Here is a 19,662-nt window from a genome sequence, read left to right as displayed (position 1 = left end):
CGGGCAAAGGGTGCGATTTGAATGAAAGGAAAAAAGACGGGATAAGCTAAGACGGATAAAACGCAAGGAAAACGGATTGTCAGCTGCAATTTGCAGCTGCGGTCCTTTTACTATGAGGAGGATGGTTTTAACGATGCGAAAATGGATGACCTGTACTGCGGCCGCGCTTATGGTCGTTTCCGCAGTCTCCATCACGGCCTGCACCAAAAAAGAAGCGGCTCCCACTCCTAGCCCTACCGCTAATCCCGGCACGGCAACGAGCCCTGTCCCCAGTCCGGGCACGACAACAAGTCCGGCTGCCAGCCCGGGCGCGACAGCGGGCGGAAACGGCGAGGCCTTGTACAAAGCCAACTGTATCGGCTGTCATGCTGCCAATTTGGAGGGCGGGGTCGGCCCGAGTCTGCAAAAGGTCGGGGGCAAATACAGCAAGGACCAAATCGTCACCCTGATTTCCAACGGGAAGGGCGCCATGCCGGGATTTAAAGGCAGGCTGTCCGACGGGGATATCAGCACACTGGCCGATTGGCTCGCTGCGAAGAAATAACTTTATCGGATACGGCTGACTCACCAATGGAAAAAAGACAGATACAGAAAACCACCGCACGCCGGAAGCAGCGCGCGGTGGTTTTCTGTATCTGTCTGAAGAGGCCGCCCCGAGCGGCCGGCTGGAGCAGCGGACGGGGCCGCGTGTCAGCAACGGCATGCGGCTTCACCGGCTCATGAAGGAGCGGTGCAGGAGCCGGCGGTCTATCTACAAATCCTCAGCGCCGATACGTTCCTTTCCGTTGTACCGCTGGCGGTAGGCGCGGGGGGACATGCCGACGGTCCGTTTGAACATTTTGGAGAAGAGCAGCGGGTCTAAGTAGCCGACCGAGCGGGCGATTTCCGCAACGGTCAGCATGCTATGCCTGATCAGCTCGCAGGCTTGATTCATACGGTGCTGCAGCAGGAACGCCTGCGGAGATTGACCGGTAATTTCCTTGAACAGCGTGGATAAATATTTCCGATCGATGCCGACCAGCTCGGCCAAATCGCCGATGCTGATTTTTTCCGCGTAGTGCATATGAATAAATTCCATCGCCTGGGCCACATAAATGGCCTTGGGGTGAGTTGACGCGCCGGCGGAGGTCGGCTCCGCGTTGTGCGGCCCCATATCGACCAGCTCGCCCAGAAACCGGTAAAGCAGGCTTTGAAAGCGAAGGTCGCGGCTTTTTTCACTGCCCTGGATTTTGACCGCCTGATCAAACAAGGTTTCGAACCAAACGTTCCCCCGCGCATGAAAAATCGGATGAGCCAATAAGCCGGTCCGGCTGACCTGCTCCTCCGCCTGCTCCCCGCCGAAAGCAATCCAGGAATACGTCCACGGATCGCTTTTGTCCGCTTGGTAGAAGGCGACCTGTCCCGGGACAATCAGGAAGCCTTGGCCTGCGCGCAGTGTATAGGTCCTATCGCCGAGCTGGGCACTGCCTGCGCCCCGGTGGACATAATGGAATTTGAAGTGATCGCGGATGCCCGGACCCCAGAAATGGCCGGGGGCGCAGTCCTCCTGGCCTGCGTAGTAGAAACGGAGATCCCCCGAGCTTTTGGCGGCCCCTTCCCATGTAATGTATCGTCTGACGCTCATAATACGCTACCGTCCTCTTGCCTGAATTTGAAGACATTATACCATGTAACGCAAACCTGAGAACATAATGAAACGATTCTTGTTATGATAAACTAGGTAAGAAAGATGACTGAGGAGGAAGAGATTATGACATATGCAGCGAACCCAGGACGTTATGCCGACATGATCTATAACCGTACCGGAACAAGCGGGCTTAAGCTTCCGGCTGTATCTCTGGGCCTGTGGCACAATTTCGGCGATCAGGACTTGTATGAGAATGGACGGAATATGGTACGCCGTTCATTCGATTTGGGGATTACGCATTTTGACCTTGCCAATAACTACGGACCGCCCCCGGGATCGGCAGAGGAAAATTTCGGACGTCTGCTGAAGCAGGACCTGGCGCCGTACCGTGATGAGCTGATTATCTCGACCAAAGCCGGCTATCGCATGTGGGAAGGGCCTTACGGGGAATGGGGCAGCCGGAAATATGTATTGTCCAGCCTGGATCAAAGCCTGAGACGGATGGGGCTTGACTATGTTGATATTTTCTACTCGCACCGCTTCGATCCGAATACGCCGCTGGAGGAAACGATGGGCGCGCTGGATCATGCTGTACGGCAAGGAAAAGCGCTTTATGTCGGCATCTCCAATTACGGTCCGGAGCAGACGCGCGAGGCCGCAGCGATTCTGAAGCGTCTGGGCACGCCTTGCCTCATCCATCAAATGAGTTACTCTATGCTGAACCGTACGCTGGAAGAAGGGCTGCAGCAGGTGCTGGAGGAAGAAGGGATCGGTTCAATCGCGTTCAGCCCGCTGGCCAAGGGCAAGCTGACGGACCGCTACTTGAACGGTATTCCTGCCGATTCCCGCGCAGCTGGAAGCAGCGTCTTCCTGAATACATCCGAGATTACAGAAGATATGCTGTCCCGGGTCCGCAAGCTGCAAAAGATCGCTCAGGATCGCGGGCAGACCATTGCCCAGCTTGCTCTTGCCTGGGCGTTGCATGTGGGCCGACTGAGCTCCGTGCTGATCGGGGCCAGCAAGGTCAGCCAAATTGATGACAATGTGGCTGCCTTGAACAATGTCAGCTTTAGCGCTGATGAGCTGGCAGCGATTGAACATATTTTGCGGTAAAAGCGCGTGATTCTCAGCCTGGTGTCATGCAGCGAAGCAGCACGTGCTCGCCGTGACAAAGGCAAAGCGAATCTCAAAAGGCATGTCCATTACCGATGTTCGGCTGAACATGGGGAGGACACGCCTTTTTTCTATCCTTATTTGCCCGGGATGCGCAGGCGCTTGGAAGGCTTGCGGGGGAGCAGCCGGAAGGACAAGCCTTTGAACAGGCTGAAACGCAGCAATATCGCGGGATCAGGCTCAATAACGGCGTGTGTCAGCCGGGCGACCCACGGCTGGACCAGCAGCAGCGTCAGCACAACAGCCGCCGGAAGCAGCACCGAAAGAGGAAGCAGGCGCTGTGCAAGCGTATATGCTCCGGCAGCCGACAGCAGCTTGATGGCCAGCCCGTGCAGCAAAAATACATACACGGAGCGCTTGCCCCAGTCTGTGATTCGGCTGTCCCGGTCCGTTTGCAGCATCAGAAAAGCGCAACCAGCGCTTGCCTCCAGGCCGTAAATGCCAAGGCGGTATATTCCGGCGTACCATTCCGGCCGCTGCAAGCCGGCATTGGTAATGCTGCCAAGCAGCCATCCGATATCCAGCCGAAGCGGGGATGAAGCCAGGACAGCAAGCAGGGCGGCCAGCCAGAGGGCTGCGCCTATTTTAACCGCCGGACTGCGGGCCAGCTTCCGAAGCTTCTCCACGGGACAATAATAGCCTGCGACAAAAAAAGGGAAAAAGACAAACGTACGCGACAGGCTGAGCCAGAAGCCATCCACCGGCAAATAGCCTGCCAGCACGCCCAGTGCGACAGCAAGCACGAGCGGATGCTTGAAGCGGACGAACAGGAGCAGCAGCAGCTTCCAGCACACATGGCTGAACAGAAACCACAGCATCCAATATGGCGCCCAGAAGGAATAGATCGTGCCGGAGGTTTGAAAAAACATCCAGTCCAACACCGCATACAGCGTTTGGAAGATGACATATTGGCAGCCGATTTTGACAATGACGCCCCAGCGGTCAGGGTTCTCCGGGAAGCGTCTGGAGAAGAAGCCGGTCACCAGCACAAAAACAGGAATATGGAACGTAAAAATGGTGAAGCCGACAGCATAGGTTCCCGCATCGGACGTGAGGACGGGAAGCAGCAAATTGCCAAGCACAACCAGAAAAATCAAATAAAACCGCGTGTTGAGAAAGAACACTTCATTTCTGTCGGTAACCGGGGTTGTCATTTGCATTCCAGCTTTCCGGGGGATAAGTAGTGCAGAGCCGCAAGCGGCTGAAGATGTTGCTGAAGCAGCTCCATGTATACAATAAGCATACATCCGAAGCCTGCAGGAATAAGTGATTTTTTTCACAACTCTGCTTGTAATTATGATGATCCAGTCAGGGCTGTCAGCAGCACCCGAGCAGATTCCCATTTTCCCCCGGCATTCTTTTTACGCATTTCCCGAAAACTCATGCAGCAGGTGTGCGAAACATCACATAGAAATCGAAAGGAAAGAAGTACAATTAAATCAAGAAAAACAGTCATAAACAGAACTAAACAAGCGTTGATTCAAACATGAAAGATGAGATGGATTCAAATACCATGGTGGAGGGACCATTTATGCAGCTGAAGCACATGCATCCGGCAGAGCAGCTTTTGATGATGATGGAACGGATTTACGGGTACGGCATGACAACAACGTCCGGCGGAAACTTATCCGTCCGGGATGAGAAGGGGAACATCTGGATTACCCCGGCAGGTGTGGACAAAGGGGCGCTTACCCGCGAAGACATGGTTTGCGTTCTGGCTGACGGAACGGTCGTCGGCTTGAATAAGCCGTCCAGCGAATTCCCGTTTCATCAGCTGATTTACCGCGCGCGCCCGGACCTTCAAGCGGTTATTCATGCGCATCCGCCTGCATTGGTCGCGTTCAGCATCGTGCGCCGTATACCGGATTTATCGATACTGCCCAATGATTATTACATCTGCGGAGAGGTCGGGATGGCGGAATACGCGCTTCCCGGAAGCGTTCAATTGGGGGACAATATCGCTTCTGTATTTGCGCGAGGCATCAATACCGTCATGCTGGAAAACCACGGAGTTGTCGTCGGGGGCCTGGACTTGTTCGAGGCGTTCAAGCGGTTCGAGACCTTTGATTTTTGCGCCAGACTGGAAATTAAAGCCCATCGTTTAGGGCAGCCGGTTTCGGTGGCGGTTGACAGAACAGGCCTGAAGCAAAATGCGGAGCTGGAGGAATTCAGCCCGGCCGGAGTGGAAGACCAGGAGAAGGCACTGCGTCAAGAAATGTGCAAGCTGATTCGGCGGGCGTATGAGCAGCGTCTGTTTACCAGCACACAGGGAACGTTCTCGCAAAGGCTGGACGGCAATTCCTTCCTGATTACGCCGTTTGATGAGGATCGCAACTATTTGGAGCCGCAGGATTTGGTCGCCATTCGCGGCGGGCGGAAGGAGGCTGGCAAAACACCAAGCCGCTCGGTGCTGCTGCATCAGCATATTTATGAAACCCAGCCCCATGTGAACTCGGTTCTCATCGCCCATCCGCCAAGCATCATGGCATTTGCCGTTACGGATGCGCCGTTTGATTCGAGAATCATTCCGGAGAGCTATATTTTGCTGCGGAACATCCCGAAGCTGCCCTATGGGACGACGTTCCTGGAGCCGAAGCAGATCGCCGCAGCGCTCACGAAGGATACCCCGATTGTGCTGGCTCATAACGATTGCGTCATCGTCACCGGCGGCAGCCTGCTGCAGGCGTTCGATCGGCTGGAGGTGGCGGAGTACAGCGCCAAGGCTATCATATCGGCCCGGTGCTTGGGAGACATCGTCCCGATTCATCATGACAAAATTCAGGAAATTCATGTCGCCTTCAAATTGTAATCCGGATTGGCGTGGTCATTCTTGAAAAAAGCTGCGCCTGTGATTTTCATCATATTCCTGCTCTTGTGAAAAAAGTAACATGGAGTTGTAAGGATGGTATCCTATAAGGGAGGCGATGGGATGGCGATGCGAGCGAATGTAGTGAAGGTGGAGGCAGGCTCTGCAGAAGAGCAGGTAAACCGTCTGGCGGCGGAGGCCAAAAAAGCGCAGCAGGCCTTTATGGAGCTGGATCAGGCGCAAATCGATCATATTGTGCAGCAGATGGCGCTGGCCGGCCTCGATCAGCATATGGTACTGGCCAGGATGGCCGTGGAAGAGACCGGCCGGGGTGTGTATGAGGACAAAATTACGAAAAATTTGTTCGCGACGGAGTACATCTACCACAGCATCAAGTATGACAAAACGGTTGGAATTGTTGAGGAGAATGCCTATGAAAGCTACCGTAAGGTTGCCGAGCCTGTCGGTGTCATAGCCGGGGTTACTCCGGTCACGAACCCGACGTCCACCACGATGTTCAAGGCACTGATTGCGGTCAAAACCCGGAATCCCATCGTCTTCGCCTTCCATCCGTCCGCACAGCAGTGCAGTGTCGCTGCGGCGAGTACACTGCGGGAAGCGGCCCGGAAGGCGGGAGCGCCGGAGGCGTGCATTCAGTGGATTGAGAATCCTTCGGTGGAGGCAACCCAGCTGCTGATGAACCATCCAGACGTGTCTCTGGTGCTGGCCACCGGCGGTTCTTCCATGGTGAAGGCGGCCTACAGCACAGGCAAGCCTGCGCTTGGCGTCGGACCCGGCAATGTCCCGTGCTTTATTGAACGAAGCGCTGATTTGAAGCAGGCGGTAACCGACCTGATTTTGTCGAAGACCTTCGATAACGGGATGATTTGCGCATCCGAGCAGGCGGTCATTCTGGAAGAAGCTATCTATAACGAAGCCAAAAAGCTGATGAAGGATCAAGGCTGTTACTTTTTAAATGAAGAAGAAACGAATGCAGTTTCCCGGCTCGTCATCCATCCTGAGAAATGTGCGGTCAATGCGGTCATCGTCGGACAGCCGGCCGTGAAGATTGCCGAACTGGCGGGAGTAACTGTCCCGGCCGATACGAAAATCCTGGTCGCCGAGCTGGCGGGTGTCGGGGAGCAATTCCCGTTGTCAGCCGAGAAGCTGAGTCCGGTGCTGGCCTGCTACAGAGTGAAGAACGGCGAGCAGGGCATTCGCCGGGCGGCCGAAGTGGTTGCTTACGGCGGGATGGGCCACTCCTCCGTGATTCATTCGACGAATCAGGCTGTGATTGACCGGTTTGCGTCAGAGCTGAAGACCGGCCGCGTCATCGTCAACGCGCCTTCTACCCATGGGGCTATCGGCGATATTTACAATACGAATTTGCCGTCCTTGACGCTGGGGTGCGGATCTTACGGACATAACTCGACTACCTCCAACGTTACGGCGGTGAATTTGCTCAATATTAAACGGGTCGCTTACCGGACGGTAAACATGCAGTGGTTTAAAGTGCCGCCGAAGGTATATTTCGAGAAGGGCTCCACGCAGTATCTGGAGAAAATGCCGGATATTTCGCGGGTGCTGATCGTCACGGACGCCGCTATGGTCAAGCTGGGCTATGTAGAGCGGGTGGAATATTACCTGCGCAAGCGAAAAACACCGGTTTCCGTGGAGGTATTCTCCGATGTGGAGCCGGACCCTTCGGTCGACACGGTGGAGCGGGGAACACAGCTGATGGCCTCGTTCAAGCCAGACTGCATTATCGCGCTCGGCGGCGGTTCCCCGATGGATGCGGCCAAGGCGATGTGGCTGTTCTATGAATACCCGGATACGAGCTTCCAATCCCTGAAGCAGAAGTTTATGGACATTCGCAAGCGGGTATACAAGTATCCGCGGCTTGGGCGCAAGGCGAAATTCGTGGCGATTCCGACGACATCGGGAACCGGTTCCGAGGTGACTTCATTTGCGGTCATTACCGACAAGAAGGTTGGCCATACGAAGTATCCGCTGGCGGACTACGAGCTGACTCCTGATGTGGCGATCGTGGACCCGGAATATGTATACACCCTGCCGCAAACCGCAGTGGCTGACACTGGAATGGACGTTCTGACACATGCGATTGAGGCCTATGTCTCCGTTATGGCGAACGATTTTACCGACGGCTTGGCGCTGAAGGCGATACAGCTTGTGTTCCAGAACCTGGAGAAGTCATTCGCCACAGCCGATCCGGCAGCCCGGGAAAAAATGCACAATGCTTCAACCATCGCCGGCATGGCCTTCGCGAACGCCTTCCTGGGGATTAACCACAGCCTGGCGCACAAGTGGGGCGGCGAATTCCATACTGCGCACGGCCGGACCAATGCAATTTTGCTGCCGCACGTTATCCGTTACAATGCGCAGCAGCCGACGAAGTACGCGTCGTTTCCGAAGTATGATCACTTTGTTGCTGACAAGCGCTATGCCGAAATTGCGCGATTCCTTGGCTTCCCGGCCGATACGCCGCAGGAAGGGGTAGCCAGCCTGATTGACGCGATCCGGCAGCTGAATGCCAAGCTCGGCATTCCGGAGAAATTTGCGGATTTGGGCATCGACCCGCAGACGTTTGAAGGCCGGGTCGAGGAGCTGGCGGACCGCGCCTTCGAGGATCAGTGCACCACGGCGAATCCGCGTATGCCGCTAGTGAAGGAGCTTGCGGGGATTTACCGCAAGGCGTTCTACGGGCAATTCGAGTAATCGCGTCTTGTCATAACAACCATGCTGCACCCTGTATAACTTCACTTGGAGGTGTTCACCAGATGGTGATGAAGGAAGAACAAGTAACGAATTCCAATCCGGCGCTTCCGCAATCCGGCAAGGCGCCTTGGCGAAGCTTCAAGCGGGGAGCCTGGCTCAAAAAAATTGATGTCAACTCCTTCATTGAAGCGAATATTACTCCGTATACCGGGAGTGAGGCTTTCCTCGCTCCCCCTACGGAAGCGACATCGGATCTGTGGCTTCAGGTCAGGGAGCTGCTGCGGCAGGAGCGGGAAAAAGGCGGCGTGCTCGATATTGATGTAAACACCGTGTCTACGATTACGTCCCATGCTCCCGGCTATATCGATCAGGCGAAGGAACAAATCGTCGGTGTCCAAACCGACCGTCCGCTCCGCCGCTCCATTCAGCCGTTCGGCGGCATCCGCATGGCCGCAGACGCTTGCGAGGCTTACGGCTATAAGCTGCCGGAGGACATGGATCGCCTGTTTACGGAAATCCGCAAAACGCACAATCAGGGCGTCTTCGACGCATATACGACCGAGATGCGGACCGCCCGCAAAGCCGGAATCATTACCGGTCTTCCTGATGCTTATGGCCGCGGACGTATTATCGGGGATTACCGCCGGGTCGCTCTCTACGGGGTCAACCGCCTGATTGCGGACAAGAAGCAGGATTTGCTGCAGCTGGAGGTCGATACCATCACTGAGGAGGTTATTCGGGCGCGGGAGGAAATTTCGGAGCAAATCCGCAGCCTGGATGAGCTGAAGCGCATGGCGCTTTCGTACGGCTTCGATATTTCCGAGCCGGCGGCTACGGCTAAAGAAGCGGTGCAGTGGCTGTATTTTGCCTATCTTGCTGCCATTAAAGAGCAGAACGGCGCAGCGATGAGCCTGGGGCGCGTGTCCAGCTTCCTGGATGTCTATATCGAACGGGACATCGCCGAGGGCACGCTTACTGAAGCCGAAGCGCAGGAGATTATCGACCACTTCGTCATGAAGCTGCGTATTGTGAAATTTCTGCGGACGCCGGATTATAACGAGCTGTTCAGCGGCGACCCGACTTGGGTGACGGAATCCATCGGCGGCATGGGCCTGAACGGACAAACCCGCGTGACCCGCAGCTCCTTCCGGTTCCTGCATACGCTGTACAATCTCGGTCCGGCGCCGGAGCCGAACTTGACCGTGCTCTGGTCCGACAAGCTTCCGGAAAACTTCAAAAACTATTGTGCCAAGGTTTCCATTGAAACCAGTTCCATTCAGTATGAGAATGACGACCTGATGCGCCCGCACTACGGGGACGACTACGGGATTGCCTGCTGCGTATCCGCGATGCGGATTGGCAAGCAAATGCAGTTTTTCGGGGCGCGTGCGAACTTGGCGAAGGCACTCCTGTATGCCATCAACGGGGGCGTAGACGAGAAGCTGGGTATTCAAGCGGGGCCGGCCATTGCGCCGATTACATCCGAGGTGCTGGATTATAAAGAAGTGAAGGCCAAGTACGACCAGGTGCTGGACTGGCTGGCGCGGCTGTATATGAATACCCTCAACGTAATTCACTATATGCACGATAAATATTGCTACGAACGGATCGAGATGGCGCTGCATGACCGGGAAATTTTGCGTACCATGGCTTGCGGCATCGCCGGCTTGTCCGTGGTCGCCGACAGCTTGAGCGCGATTCAATATGCGAAGGTGAAGCCGATACGCAACGAGAAGGGCATTGCCGTGGATTTTGAAATCGAAGGCGATTATCCGCAGTACGGCAACAACGATGACCGGGTAGACAGCATCGCCGTCGAGCTGGCGGAGTCGTTCATGAACCGTCTGCGCAAGCATCATGCTTATCGGAATGCATTGCCGACGATGTCTGTGCTGACCATTACCTCCAACGTCGTGTACGGCAAAAAAACCGGCAGCACGCCGGACGGTAGACGGGCGGGCGAACCGTTTGCGCCGGGCGCGAACCCGATGCACGGCCGTGACCGCAAAGGAGCGCTCGCTTCTCTGGCTTCTGTAGCCAAAATCCCGTATGAGCAAAGCCTCGACGGTATTTCCAATACGTTCTCCATCGTGCCAAAGGCGCTCGGCAAGGAAGAGAGCACGCGAGTGAAGAACCTCGTATCTCTGCTTGACGGTTACGCTGTCAGCGGCGGTCACCATCTGAATGTCAACGTATTTGAACGCCAGCAGCTGCTTGATGCGATGGAGCATCCGGAGAACTATCCGCAGCTCACCATCCGTGTCTCGGGCTACGCCGTGAACTTCATTAAGCTTACCCGCGAGCAGCAATTGGATGTTATTAACCGCACGTTCCACGGCGCTATCTAAAAAGAAATGAAGGCCAGAAACAAGAAGTCCGGGACTGAGCCGCGTGCTAAGAGACAGGAATACTTGAAGCAGCGGCCTGTTGTCCCTGGATGCAGAAGCCCGAAAGGAGTGTGCCCTCATGAAAGGCCGAATTCATTCCATTGACACCTTCGGAACGGTAGACGGTCCGGGCATTCGCTTTGTGCTGTTCATGCAAGGCTGTGCGCTCCAGTGCGGATTTTGCCATAATCCGGATACTTGGGATACGGCAGGCGGCAGACAGGTTAGCGTGGAGGACATCATCGCTGAGCTGGAGCCGTACTTGCCCTATTACGAGCGTTCCGGCGGGGGCATTACAGTAACCGGCGGGGAGCCGACACTACAGGCCCCGTTCATTGCCCAATTATTTCACGAAATCAAGTCCCGTTTCGGGCTTCATACCACGATTGATTCTTCCGGGTTCTGTGATCCGGAGCATGCCAAGGCGCTGCTGGACGTAACGGATCTGGTGCTGCTCGATTTGAAGCAGATGAACCGGAGCAAGCATGAGGCTCTAACGAGTCAGCCGAACGACCGGATTTTGCGGTTTGCCCGTTACTTGTCGGAGCGGGGCCAGAAGCTGTGGATTCGCCATGTGCTGGTTCCCGGCATTACAGACAGCTATGAGGATTTGCACGCGCTCGGCCGGTTTATTGGCGGACTGAATGGAGTTGACAAAATCGAGCTGCTCCCGTACCACCGGATGGGAGTTTACAAGTGGCAGCAGCTCAACAAGACCTACCCGCTGGAAGGAGTGCCAACCCCTTCCGAGCGTGAGGTGGAACGCGCGCAGCGCATCATTATGGAAGCAGTCCAAGCCGAAGCAGCAGCGGGTATAATAAATACATCAGATTCATTGACGCAGGTGAATTAAGCTGAAAATGAAAGCCCGAGGCCGATTCAGGCTGCGGGCTTTTGGCGCAGGGAATGATGCAGAGCCGCAAGTAAAAAGGCCGCTCCTTGCCCGGCATTAGGTTGTACGGCGGCATGTCGTCCCGTTTCATGGTTTCGTTGCGCCGGGGGCAGCCAGTGATGCAGGACATTCCTTTTAGCGGCACCGTTCATATTCAGTTTTGCAAACAACCAGACAGACACGGCGGTCTATCTGGTCCTGGAAGGAGAAGGATGAATGGATCAAATGCAGCTTCAATTAAAGATGCAGGAAGGAACCTCTGTCTCGATCGGGTTCTTGACTAATCGGCTTCAGCGGTATCTTCGCGATCATGCCGATTTGCGGGAAGCCATCTCTTATATAGAGGATATTATGAAACAAATGTGCAGCCTCGGGGCCCCGGAGGCTGCGCCGATGCTGGGAGAGCTGAAGGCTGCAGCCCTGGGCTTCGTGGCGAAGCTTGAGGAGCATTCCGACTGGGAGGATGGTGAGTTCTTCCCGATGGTGAACCGCTGCTTCGATATCCCGAGCCGCCCGGTGCTGATGACCTCCTTATGGATGCTTGAAAAAGAGCACGAGCTGACCAAGACGTTTTTGGACGGTTATTTTGAGCTGGCGGACAGCTGTTGGACCGGAACCGCCCTTCTGTGGGACGTGTTTGAACGTGCCAAAGACCAGCTGCTGCACGCCTGCCGGCTGGTGAAGGAGCATTTGGAGCTGGAGGAGGGGATACTGCTGCCGTTAGCCGAAGAGGTCGTGTCGATTGAGGCATGGGAGCCGCAGTGAAGCCAAAGAGGCATTCAGCTACCGATCATTATACAGCCCAGCCAGCCCCTGTCCGATCCCGGACAGGGGCTGGCTGGGCTGTGAACGTAAAAAACCGGACAGCCTTCATCGAATGCCAGCTGTCCGGCAGAGCAACATTATTTTTGCACAGCGTCGTAAAGGGCCAGAATCAGAGAGACTGCCTCAGCACGCGTAGCGCTTTCGTTCGGGGCGAACAGGTTGTTATCCCGTCCGTTAATCATGCCGAGCTTATACGCTGCGGAAACTTCAGCTTGCGCCCACTGCGGGATGCTGCTTGCATCCGCAAAGGCGGATACTGCGCTAGCGTCTACATCGAGGCTCAAGGCGCGGACGATCATCACAGCCAGCTCGGCCCGGCTGATGGCGCGGTCAGCCCGGAAGGAGCCGTCTTCATATCCCCCGATAATTCCCGCCTGCACGACAGGAGCAAGATAAGGCTTCACCCATGCGGGAATGCTGTCTTCATCCGAGAAGCTCAGCGCCCCGGCGCCTTGCTCCAGCTTGAGCGCTTTGCTCAGCAGCGTCGTGAACTCCGCGCGATTAATGCTGGCATCCGGACGGAAGCTTCCATCCTCGTAGCCGTTCACAATACCAAGTTCTACGGCGCGCTCGATTTTGGCTTTGGCCCAGTGACTTTGAAGGTCAAGGAGGCTGCCTCCTGCGGAAGGCTGTTGACCCGGTGTTTCGGTTTGCCCGTTGTCTGAAGGCTGAGCCGCTTCAGCTTGAAGGCTGCTGCTGTCAAAGCTGAATTCTGCCTCGTGCGTTACGGCGGCTTTGCCAGAGGCCGCAAGGACAAACTGGGCTGTCACTTTGGTTGTTGCATATTGAATCGGGAAGCGGACGATTCTTTCATTTGAATTGCTGTTGACGGACACCGTTTCCGCATCTGTCCAAGCGCCGTCGGTGCCTGCAATTTTCAGGCTGACCACTTCATCATGGGCGAGAGTTAAAACAACATAGCTCTTTCCGTCCTTCACCTCCAGCTTCGCTGGCTGCTTCACGAACTCGCTTGCGGCAGATGCCTGTGCGGTTCCTTTGGAAAGCAGCGTGTAGCTGATGGAATAGCTTCCAGCCTCCAGTGTTTCCGCTAAGGTTTTGGCGGCTGCGGCAGAGCTGCTGCTTCCGCCGGAGCGGCTTTTGCCACTGCCCGAGCTGGAATCCGTTACCGCTACCAGTGTAAGCTCAGGGAAATCAATTTCAAAGGTACGCTCGGTTTGCGCGGAATCCAGCAATCCGAGCACATAAACGGCTGTCCGGTCCGCAACTTCAAAGGTCACGGCTGTTGTGCTGCTGTCGGTACTAAGCACGCGGACGATACCTGCTTGCTTGGCTTCCGTGGTGACATCGAGATCTACCAGCGTCCCGTCCGCTTGCTTCAATTGAACCTTTTTAAACGTAACACCCGCAAGCAGCTTGACGGTTGCCATTTGTTTACCGCCGCTTACGTTGAAGCTCGCTTGGGGAGAAATGAAGTTCAGCAGCGGTGTCCCTGAACCATCCTTAATCGTGTCCGGCAAATTAAAGCTATAATTTGCATTGGCCAGGATGACAGATGCAAGGAAGCTGGAAACCGATTTTTTCAGCGCCGCCGCGGCTGCATCGACCTGTTCTTGTGTTGCGACTGCGCTGGTGGCAACAGCTTCAGCCTCGTTAATAGCTGTTTGCAGGGTGGCTTTGGAGCCTGCAATATACTGCCCGGCTGCCGTTCCTTCAACGGCTGCAGCCAGCTTGGCTTCTGCTGTAGCAATTTGGCTGGCCAGCTCTGTTTTGTCCACAGCAACGACTACCGGCACCGGCGTGCCGAAGCCAAGCTCCACATCGTATTCATGGTCGTAAAGGCCGATTGGTTCAGGCAGAACCCAGTAAATTTTGACCCAGCCGTTCAAGCGGGAATCCAAATCCGGCACTTCAAAACGGACCGTGCGCGTATTGGCAGCAGTGTCTTCACTGACAGTCTCTGTCTCGGTCAGAGCGCCGTTAACCTCGGTTTTAAAGGACTTGATCTCAGCGCTTTGCTTTAAGGAGAGAGAGACGTAGTTCTTGCCGCCGCTCACAGTGAGCTTGCCGCTGTTTTTGTCCACATAATCATACATAACGGAAGGATCGCTGGTGCCTTTTTTGTAGATGGTGTAAGGGATGGTGTAGTCTCCATCCGCAAGCTCCTCCGGTGTTTCAACAATAACAGACGCCTTGAACGTAATCAGAGCCTGCTGAATGGCCTGCAGCGCTGCCGCAGACTGTTCACTGGTGCCGTCCAGCCGGGAGGCTTCTGCTCCAGCCGCAGCCATGGCTGTTTGCAGAGCGGTTTTTGCAGCAGCAGGGTATTGGCCCGGCTCTGTGCCGGCGACTGCAGTACGATTGAAAGCGGCAGCTTCTGCAAATGCCTGTGAAAGCTCACGATTATCTACACCATTAAAATTCAAACGGATATCATGAGTGTAATCATAGCTTTGTTCCGGGATCACGATATGCACCTTGGCGTCAATCAGCGCGGATAAGCTGTCTACCGGGAATTTGATTACCCGCGTGTTGGCGGCGGAATCCTCGCTTACTACGGTGGAATCAACATACGTTCCGCCGGATTTCACCTGGAATTCTGTTATCGCCGAGCTATCGTTGACCGTCATTGTCGCATACAGCTCGCCGTCAACGGCGGAGATGGTCGCCGGTTTTACGAAATAGCTGTCCGCAGTGGAGAATTCATCTTGCGCAGCATGGACCGCGGAGAAATAAAGCGGATAGGCGGCCGCTGCTTTAAAGCTGGTCAATGCGGTTTGCAAATTCGTATCGGCTGTTGTGATTTGCGGACGGGTTGAAGCCAGATTGGCCGCTGTTGTCCGGGCTGCATCGATCTTGCTTTGCAGTTCTGTCTTGGCGGTCTCAAAGGCTTGGTCATCACCTGATGCCATGGATGCGTCAAGAAGAAGCCGGGCTTCATCCGCCGCTGAATTCAAGGCTTCCAGCAGCGGTGCATTGTAGCTGAGATAAACCTCTTTAGTCTCATTGTCCAGCTTGTATTTCAGGTAGGAAAAGCCCTGCCATTTGGGCAAGTATTGCGTCGTGATGCTGCGTGTAATCTTGGCTTGGTACACCTGCTGCTCGGCGTTCGTCTGCTTCGTTACTGCCTGGGCATGGTAATATTCATTGGAATAGGTTAGCCCTGAAATGCTAAAGGAGCCGTTGGCGCTAGGGGTGGATTGAAGCACCTCGCTGATACTGGCTTGGCCGTCAAATGCGATATTGGCAAGCCAGGCGTCAGATGAACCATAATTTTGAATGAAGACCGTCGTATCCAAAATTTCCGGAAAGTTCGAGGACGGTACGGTCGTAGAGCTCAGAGAATCCAGAACAATCAGCTTTTGCGGTTCAGAAGCAATGTAATAATAATTCTTGTAGGAATTATAATACGTAGCCAGGTCATAGACGGCCTTATCCACCACGGCTTGGGTGGCTTTCGTATTCGCCACCACGGCTTCCGATTGCGCGATCCTGTCGACCAAATACCCTTTTGTTCCCTGTGAGAACTCCCCGGGAGTGACTGGAGCGTACGTGTAGCCGAGCTTGCCTTCCGTTTCCCCGAAATCAACCATGGAATCGACAAACGCTTGAACCACGACAATAAGCCCGCTCAGAATAGATTTGTCCGCAGAATACATAAGGGATTGATAAGTATTCAACGCGGCCAGCAGTTGGTTATAAACGGCTATAACCAGACTTGTATCTGTGGTATTGCCTGAAGCAAGGAAGGCTTCCGCTTCCTGAAGATGAAGGTAAAGCGGCTGCTTGGAGCCGGCCGGATATTCGCCGAGCTCGGTGCCTTCATAGGTATCGGAGTAGACAGTTTGAACGACCGTGACAAGCCCCTGCAGAGCTTGCAAGGTAATCGGCTCAGACCCGCTTCCGCCGTTCTCGCCATCATCATCGTCATCTCCGATCAGAGGCAGCGTGCTCGTATCAATCACCAAACGGACGTTATACCAGTGATCATATTCAAAGTTCTCACCGTAATCCGGTGAATTTTTGATAACGATATGCATTAAAATATCGGGATATTCTTTAATATTCTCAACATCGATGGTGGTAATCAAGCTGCCGGAGCCGTTATCGGCACTGCGGACAGGCAAAGCCTGATAGCCTTCTGTTCCTGTAGCCGGCGGCTTGGTTGTATCCGTAATGACGGCTTTGCTTGCTCCCGGCTTGCGGAAGCCAATGTAATCGAAGTAGCCCCAATATTTGGGAGTAACCTCATGCTCAAATTGCATGACACCATTATTGACGATAAGTTTGCCGGAATTTATAACATACAAGTACGGGTTGGCCGCAGAGGAATCCATCGTGCTTTCTTTGACGTACCGGTAGTTTACCGAATATTCGCCATCCGGCACGGTGACAGCCGCCTCTGCTGTCCTCACGCCAATGTTCAGGGCAGACAAGAGCGAAGACAGAAATATGGCTGCCGAAAGCCAGGCGGCAAGGGATTTCTTTACATGTTGTTTCAACTGTAAGTGCACTCCTTCTTCATTTGGTCTTGGACCAAACGCCAAAACGAAAAGCGGTCGTCAAATGACCACTTTTCGTTTTGGCAATGTTTTATAATTTTACAGATGGAAGCTTAGTTCCAGTGGATAGTCAACGGATAGGTTGCAGCGTGTTGACCAGGAACTTGTACGTTCAGTTGTACGTTGATGTCCGAAGTCGGGTTGGAGTTAGTGAACGTGAATACCGTATTGCCGTTAGCGTCAACATCTTGATCTGCAGCTACAAAAGTGCCGCTGCCGTTGTCAGCGTTCAGGAAGTCGTAGTACTCGCCAGCCAGGGTGATCGTAACGGTTGTGCCAGTTACATCAGCGTCACCAGCGATAAAAGCGTTGACATGGGAGTTGTAAGGGGAAGAAGCATTGCCGTTGTAGTAGAACTGATAGGATTTGGAAGCAGCGGAAGCTGGAACTGCGATTGCAAGAGCAAGTACGAACACGAGCATCATCATCGAAAACGCTTTTTTCATCATGGAATAAACACTCCTTGGATTGGTTTTATTTTTTTGATTTTAGGATGGATTGAACGAAAGCAAATCAACTGCAGCAACAACCTGAGCAAGTAAAACAAGTTAGTAAAACAATTGAACCGACTCCGTTCCTCCCTCCCATGTACATAGGTGCCACAGAAAAAAGCGTGCTATGTAGGATAATGATAATCATTATCAGTCTAGGTGTAAAAAAAATTTCTGCGGCCCGAGGTAGCTGATTAGCGCTAATAAGCAGTACCCCTTCTCTCAGAAAGCCGATAATGTGTGCACCAACTATCGACACCCCTATCTTAGCTTCGGATTCCAAATGGTGTCAATCCCAAATTCCCCCTGTATTTTTGCCTCTTTTTCTGCCAATTTTTATGGGAAAGCCGTTGATTTATCTGGGATGAGACTTGGGCGTTAACATGGCGAAGGAGTAAAAAAATTTATTTTTTCTGTGTGAAAAAAGTGTCAATAAATCGTCACATCTCCAAATTGAAAACGCTTGCAGTGATTGAAAAAAGCTTCGTATTCGCGTCTTCGTCACGCTGCTTTATTCCTTTCGAAAGCTCCGTATCAGGTTGTTTTTACTTCTTAACACCAAAACGAAAAGCGGCAGAGAAGAACCGCTTTTCGTTTTCCGTTTTGATTGACGCCAAATAACAGCAGGCAGCAAAATGAGCTTCAGCCAATAGTCAGCGGACTACGCTTCAAAAAGGAATTACAGCGTTACGCCATCTTTGAAAATGGCGATTTCCCGGTAGCCGTTTCTTTCATTGCTGCAATGCTTTTCTCCGGACGCAACGTCGAGAACGTAAGCCAGCAGCTCTTCGCCAAGCTCGGTTAAGGAGCGATTCTCAAGCAGGCTGCCTGCGTTAAAATCAATCCAGTTGCGCTTGCGCTGGCTCAGCTCCGTATTGGAGGATACCTTGACCGTCGGAACAGGCGCCCCGAGCGGGGTACCCCGGCCGGTTGTGAATAAGATCAGGTGAGCCCCGGCCGCTGTTAACGCGGTGACGGCGACGATATCGTTGCCCGGACCCTCCAGAAGCTGAAGCCCGCCCGGCTGGACCCGTCCTCCGTACGGAATGACATGGACGACGGGACTGGTGCCGCCCTTTTGCGTACAGCCCAGCGATTTTTCCTCCAGCGTCGTAATGCCGCCTTTTTTGTTGCCGGGAGAAGGATTCTCGTAGACGACCTGATTATGCCGGGCGTAATATTCCTTAAAACCGTTGATGAGCTGCACCGTGTCCTCAAAGGTGGATTCATCCCTGCACCGGTTCATCAGGATGGTTTCCGCCCCGAACATCTCCGGAACCTCCGTCAGCACGGTCGTCCCTCCGAAGCCGACAAGCAAATCCGAGCATTGCCCGAGAAGAGGGTTGGCCGTAATGCCGGAGAAGGCGTCCGAGCCGCCGCATTTCAGTCCGATGACAAGCTTCGAGACGGGGCACGGCTCACGCCGGAAGCTTCGGGCATACTCCACAAGCTCGCCTAACAGCTCCAGACCTGCCGCCAGCTCATCCTCGGTTTCCTGAATGGACAAAAATTTCAGGCGACGCTCGTTGACCGGGTCAATCAGCTTCCGGAATTCGCCGATGTTGTTATTCTCGCAGCCGAGCCCCAGGACCAGAACGCCGGCTGCATTCGGATGATTCACCAGACCGGCCAAAATCCGCTGCGTATACAAATGGTCATCCCCCAGCTGTGAACAGCCGTACGGATGGGAGAAGGTGAAGATGCCGTCCGTTAAACCGGCATACGTCTGATTGGCTTCCCGGGCCAGCAGCTCGGCCGTCTTATTGACGCAGCCGACTGTGTTTACGATCCAGATTTCATTGCGTATGCCGACGTCCCCGTTCTCGCGCACGTAGCCCATAAATTCGGGACAGCCCGGGGAGCCGGGAGCAGCCGTCGGCAGCTTCCCGGCAGCTTCCGGCGTGTACTGATACTCCAGCACGCCATCCAGATTGGTTCGCATATTGTGGGTATGCACCCATTCACCGGCTTCAATCCGGGAGGAGGCATGGCCAATGGGAAAGCCATACTTGCATATCATGTCTCCGGGCTCACGGGATCTTAGCGCGATTTTGTGCCCCTTGTCGATGTCCTCCCGGACGGCAAGCACCGTCCCGGCAGGAAGCGTGATCGTATCTCCCGACTTCAGCGGTGCCAGGGCAACGGCAACGTCGTCGGATTCATGAATAAGCGTATATTGCTTCGGGATAGTCATCCAGCCGCACG

General features: G+C 54.3%; 12 protein-coding genes. 7 read left to right on the top strand and 5 right to left on the bottom strand.

What is annotated here, in order from left to right; genetic code table 11:
* The first annotated feature begins 133 nt into the window (after positions 1-133).
* Positions 134-544, top strand: coding sequence for a c-type cytochrome (locus WBG83_RS04925; protein WP_336743215.1), 411 nt, complete (start codon positions 134-136; stop codon positions 542-544).
* Between the two features lie 207 nt (positions 545-751).
* Here the strand turns inward: WBG83_RS04925 and WBG83_RS04920 are convergent, their stop codons facing one another.
* Positions 752-1,624 (bottom strand): AraC family transcriptional regulator, encoded by an 873-nt coding sequence (locus WBG83_RS04920; RefSeq protein WP_336743214.1) that lies wholly within the window; start codon positions 1,622-1,624, stop codon positions 752-754.
* Positions 1,625-1,750: 126 nt separating this feature from the next.
* Here WBG83_RS04920 and mgrA point away from each other — a divergent pair, with 126 nt between their 5' ends.
* Complete coding sequence (gene mgrA, locus WBG83_RS04915; protein WP_336743213.1) at positions 1,751-2,740, top strand: L-glyceraldehyde 3-phosphate reductase; 990 nt, start codon at positions 1,751-1,753, stop codon at positions 2,738-2,740.
* A 137-nt stretch (positions 2,741-2,877) separates the two neighbouring features.
* On the opposite strand, the gene WBG83_RS04910 is transcribed toward mgrA, so the two are convergent.
* Positions 2,878-3,954 carry an acyltransferase family protein gene (locus tag WBG83_RS04910; RefSeq protein WP_336743212.1) on the bottom strand — a complete coding sequence of 359 codons (1,077 nt, stop codon included), beginning with the start codon at positions 3,952-3,954 and terminating at the stop codon, positions 2,878-2,880.
* A 377-nt stretch (positions 3,955-4,331) separates the two neighbouring features.
* Here WBG83_RS04910 and WBG83_RS04905 point away from each other — a divergent pair, with 377 nt between their 5' ends.
* The 5 genes from WBG83_RS04905 to WBG83_RS04885 all read left to right on the top strand — a co-directional run bounded on the left by WBG83_RS04905 (position 4,332) and on the right by WBG83_RS04885 (position 12,386).
* Complete coding sequence (locus WBG83_RS04905; RefSeq protein ID WP_336743211.1) at positions 4,332-5,609, top strand: class II aldolase/adducin family protein; 1,278 nt, start codon at positions 4,332-4,334, stop codon at positions 5,607-5,609.
* A 120-nt stretch (positions 5,610-5,729) separates the two neighbouring features.
* Positions 5,730-8,342, top strand: a complete 2,613-nt coding sequence (gene adhE, locus WBG83_RS04900) for a bifunctional acetaldehyde-CoA/alcohol dehydrogenase (protein WP_336743210.1) — start codon at positions 5,730-5,732, stop codon at positions 8,340-8,342.
* 68 nt (positions 8,343-8,410) lie between these two features.
* Positions 8,411-10,690 (top strand): formate C-acetyltransferase, encoded by a 2,280-nt coding sequence (gene pflB, locus WBG83_RS04895; RefSeq protein ID WP_336743407.1) that lies wholly within the window; start codon positions 8,411-8,413, stop codon positions 10,688-10,690.
* Positions 10,691-10,808: 118 nt separating this feature from the next.
* Positions 10,809-11,582: a pyruvate formate-lyase-activating protein gene (gene pflA / locus WBG83_RS04890; protein WP_336743209.1), complete on the top strand. Its 774-nt coding sequence runs from the start codon at positions 10,809-10,811 to the stop codon at positions 11,580-11,582.
* Positions 11,583-11,837: 255 nt separating this feature from the next.
* Positions 11,838-12,386, top strand: coding sequence for a hemerythrin domain-containing protein (locus WBG83_RS04885; RefSeq protein WP_336743208.1), 549 nt, complete (start codon positions 11,838-11,840; stop codon positions 12,384-12,386).
* Positions 12,387-12,523: 137 nt separating this feature from the next.
* Here WBG83_RS04885 and WBG83_RS04880 read toward each other — a convergent pair whose 3' ends face one another.
* The 3 genes from WBG83_RS04880 to WBG83_RS04870 all read right to left on the bottom strand — a co-directional run bounded on the left by WBG83_RS04880 (position 12,524) and on the right by WBG83_RS04870 (position 19,651).
* Entirely contained in the window at positions 12,524-16,906 is a 4,383-nt protein-coding gene (locus WBG83_RS04880; RefSeq protein ID WP_336743207.1) for an NEAT domain-containing protein, read from the bottom strand.
* Between the two features lie 113 nt (positions 16,907-17,019).
* The gene (locus tag WBG83_RS04875; RefSeq protein WP_336743205.1) at positions 17,020-17,415 is read right to left on the bottom strand and encodes a hypothetical protein; all 396 of its coding nucleotides are present in this window, start codon (positions 17,413-17,415) and stop codon (positions 17,020-17,022) included.
* Between the two features lie 721 nt (positions 17,416-18,136).
* Entirely contained in the window at positions 18,137-19,651 is a 1,515-nt protein-coding gene (locus WBG83_RS04870) for a UxaA family hydrolase (RefSeq protein ID WP_336743204.1), read from the bottom strand.
* Positions 19,652-19,662: the final 11 nt, after the last annotated feature.

The sequence above is a fragment of the Paenibacillus sp. y28 genome (genome assembly GCF_037137075.1).
Classification (GTDB): domain Bacteria; phylum Bacillota; class Bacilli; order Paenibacillales; family NBRC-103111; genus JBBBNV01.
The sequence above is the reverse complement of the archived record's forward strand: the minus strand, read 5'-3'. Positions and strand labels throughout refer to the sequence as shown.

Excerpts from the sequence above, each read along its gene's own strand:
- WBG83_RS04925 (WP_336743215.1), top strand. The coding sequence starts at position 134 with ATGCGAAAATGGATGACCTGTACTGCGGCCGCGCTTATGGTCGTTTCC.
- WBG83_RS04920 (WP_336743214.1), bottom strand. The coding sequence starts at position 1,624 with ATGAGCGTCAGACGATACATTACATGGGAAGGGGCCGCCAAAAGCTCG.
- mgrA (WP_336743213.1), top strand. The coding sequence starts at position 1,751 with ATGACATATGCAGCGAACCCAGGACGTTATGCCGACATGATCTATAAC.
- WBG83_RS04910 (WP_336743212.1), bottom strand. The coding sequence starts at position 3,954 with ATGACAACCCCGGTTACCGACAGAAATGAAGTGTTCTTTCTCAACACG.
- WBG83_RS04905 (WP_336743211.1), top strand. The coding sequence starts at position 4,332 with ATGCAGCTGAAGCACATGCATCCGGCAGAGCAGCTTTTGATGATGATG.
- adhE (WP_336743210.1), top strand. The coding sequence starts at position 5,730 with ATGGCGATGCGAGCGAATGTAGTGAAGGTGGAGGCAGGCTCTGCAGAA.
- pflB (WP_336743407.1), top strand. The coding sequence starts at position 8,411 with ATGAAGGAAGAACAAGTAACGAATTCCAATCCGGCGCTTCCGCAATCC.
- pflA (WP_336743209.1), top strand. The coding sequence starts at position 10,809 with ATGAAAGGCCGAATTCATTCCATTGACACCTTCGGAACGGTAGACGGT.
- WBG83_RS04885 (WP_336743208.1), top strand. The coding sequence starts at position 11,838 with ATGGATCAAATGCAGCTTCAATTAAAGATGCAGGAAGGAACCTCTGTC.
- WBG83_RS04875 (WP_336743205.1), bottom strand. The coding sequence starts at position 17,415 with ATGATGAAAAAAGCGTTTTCGATGATGATGCTCGTGTTCGTACTTGCT.
- WBG83_RS04870 (WP_336743204.1), bottom strand. The coding sequence starts at position 19,651 with ATGACTATCCCGAAGCAATATACGCTTATTCATGAATCCGACGACGTT.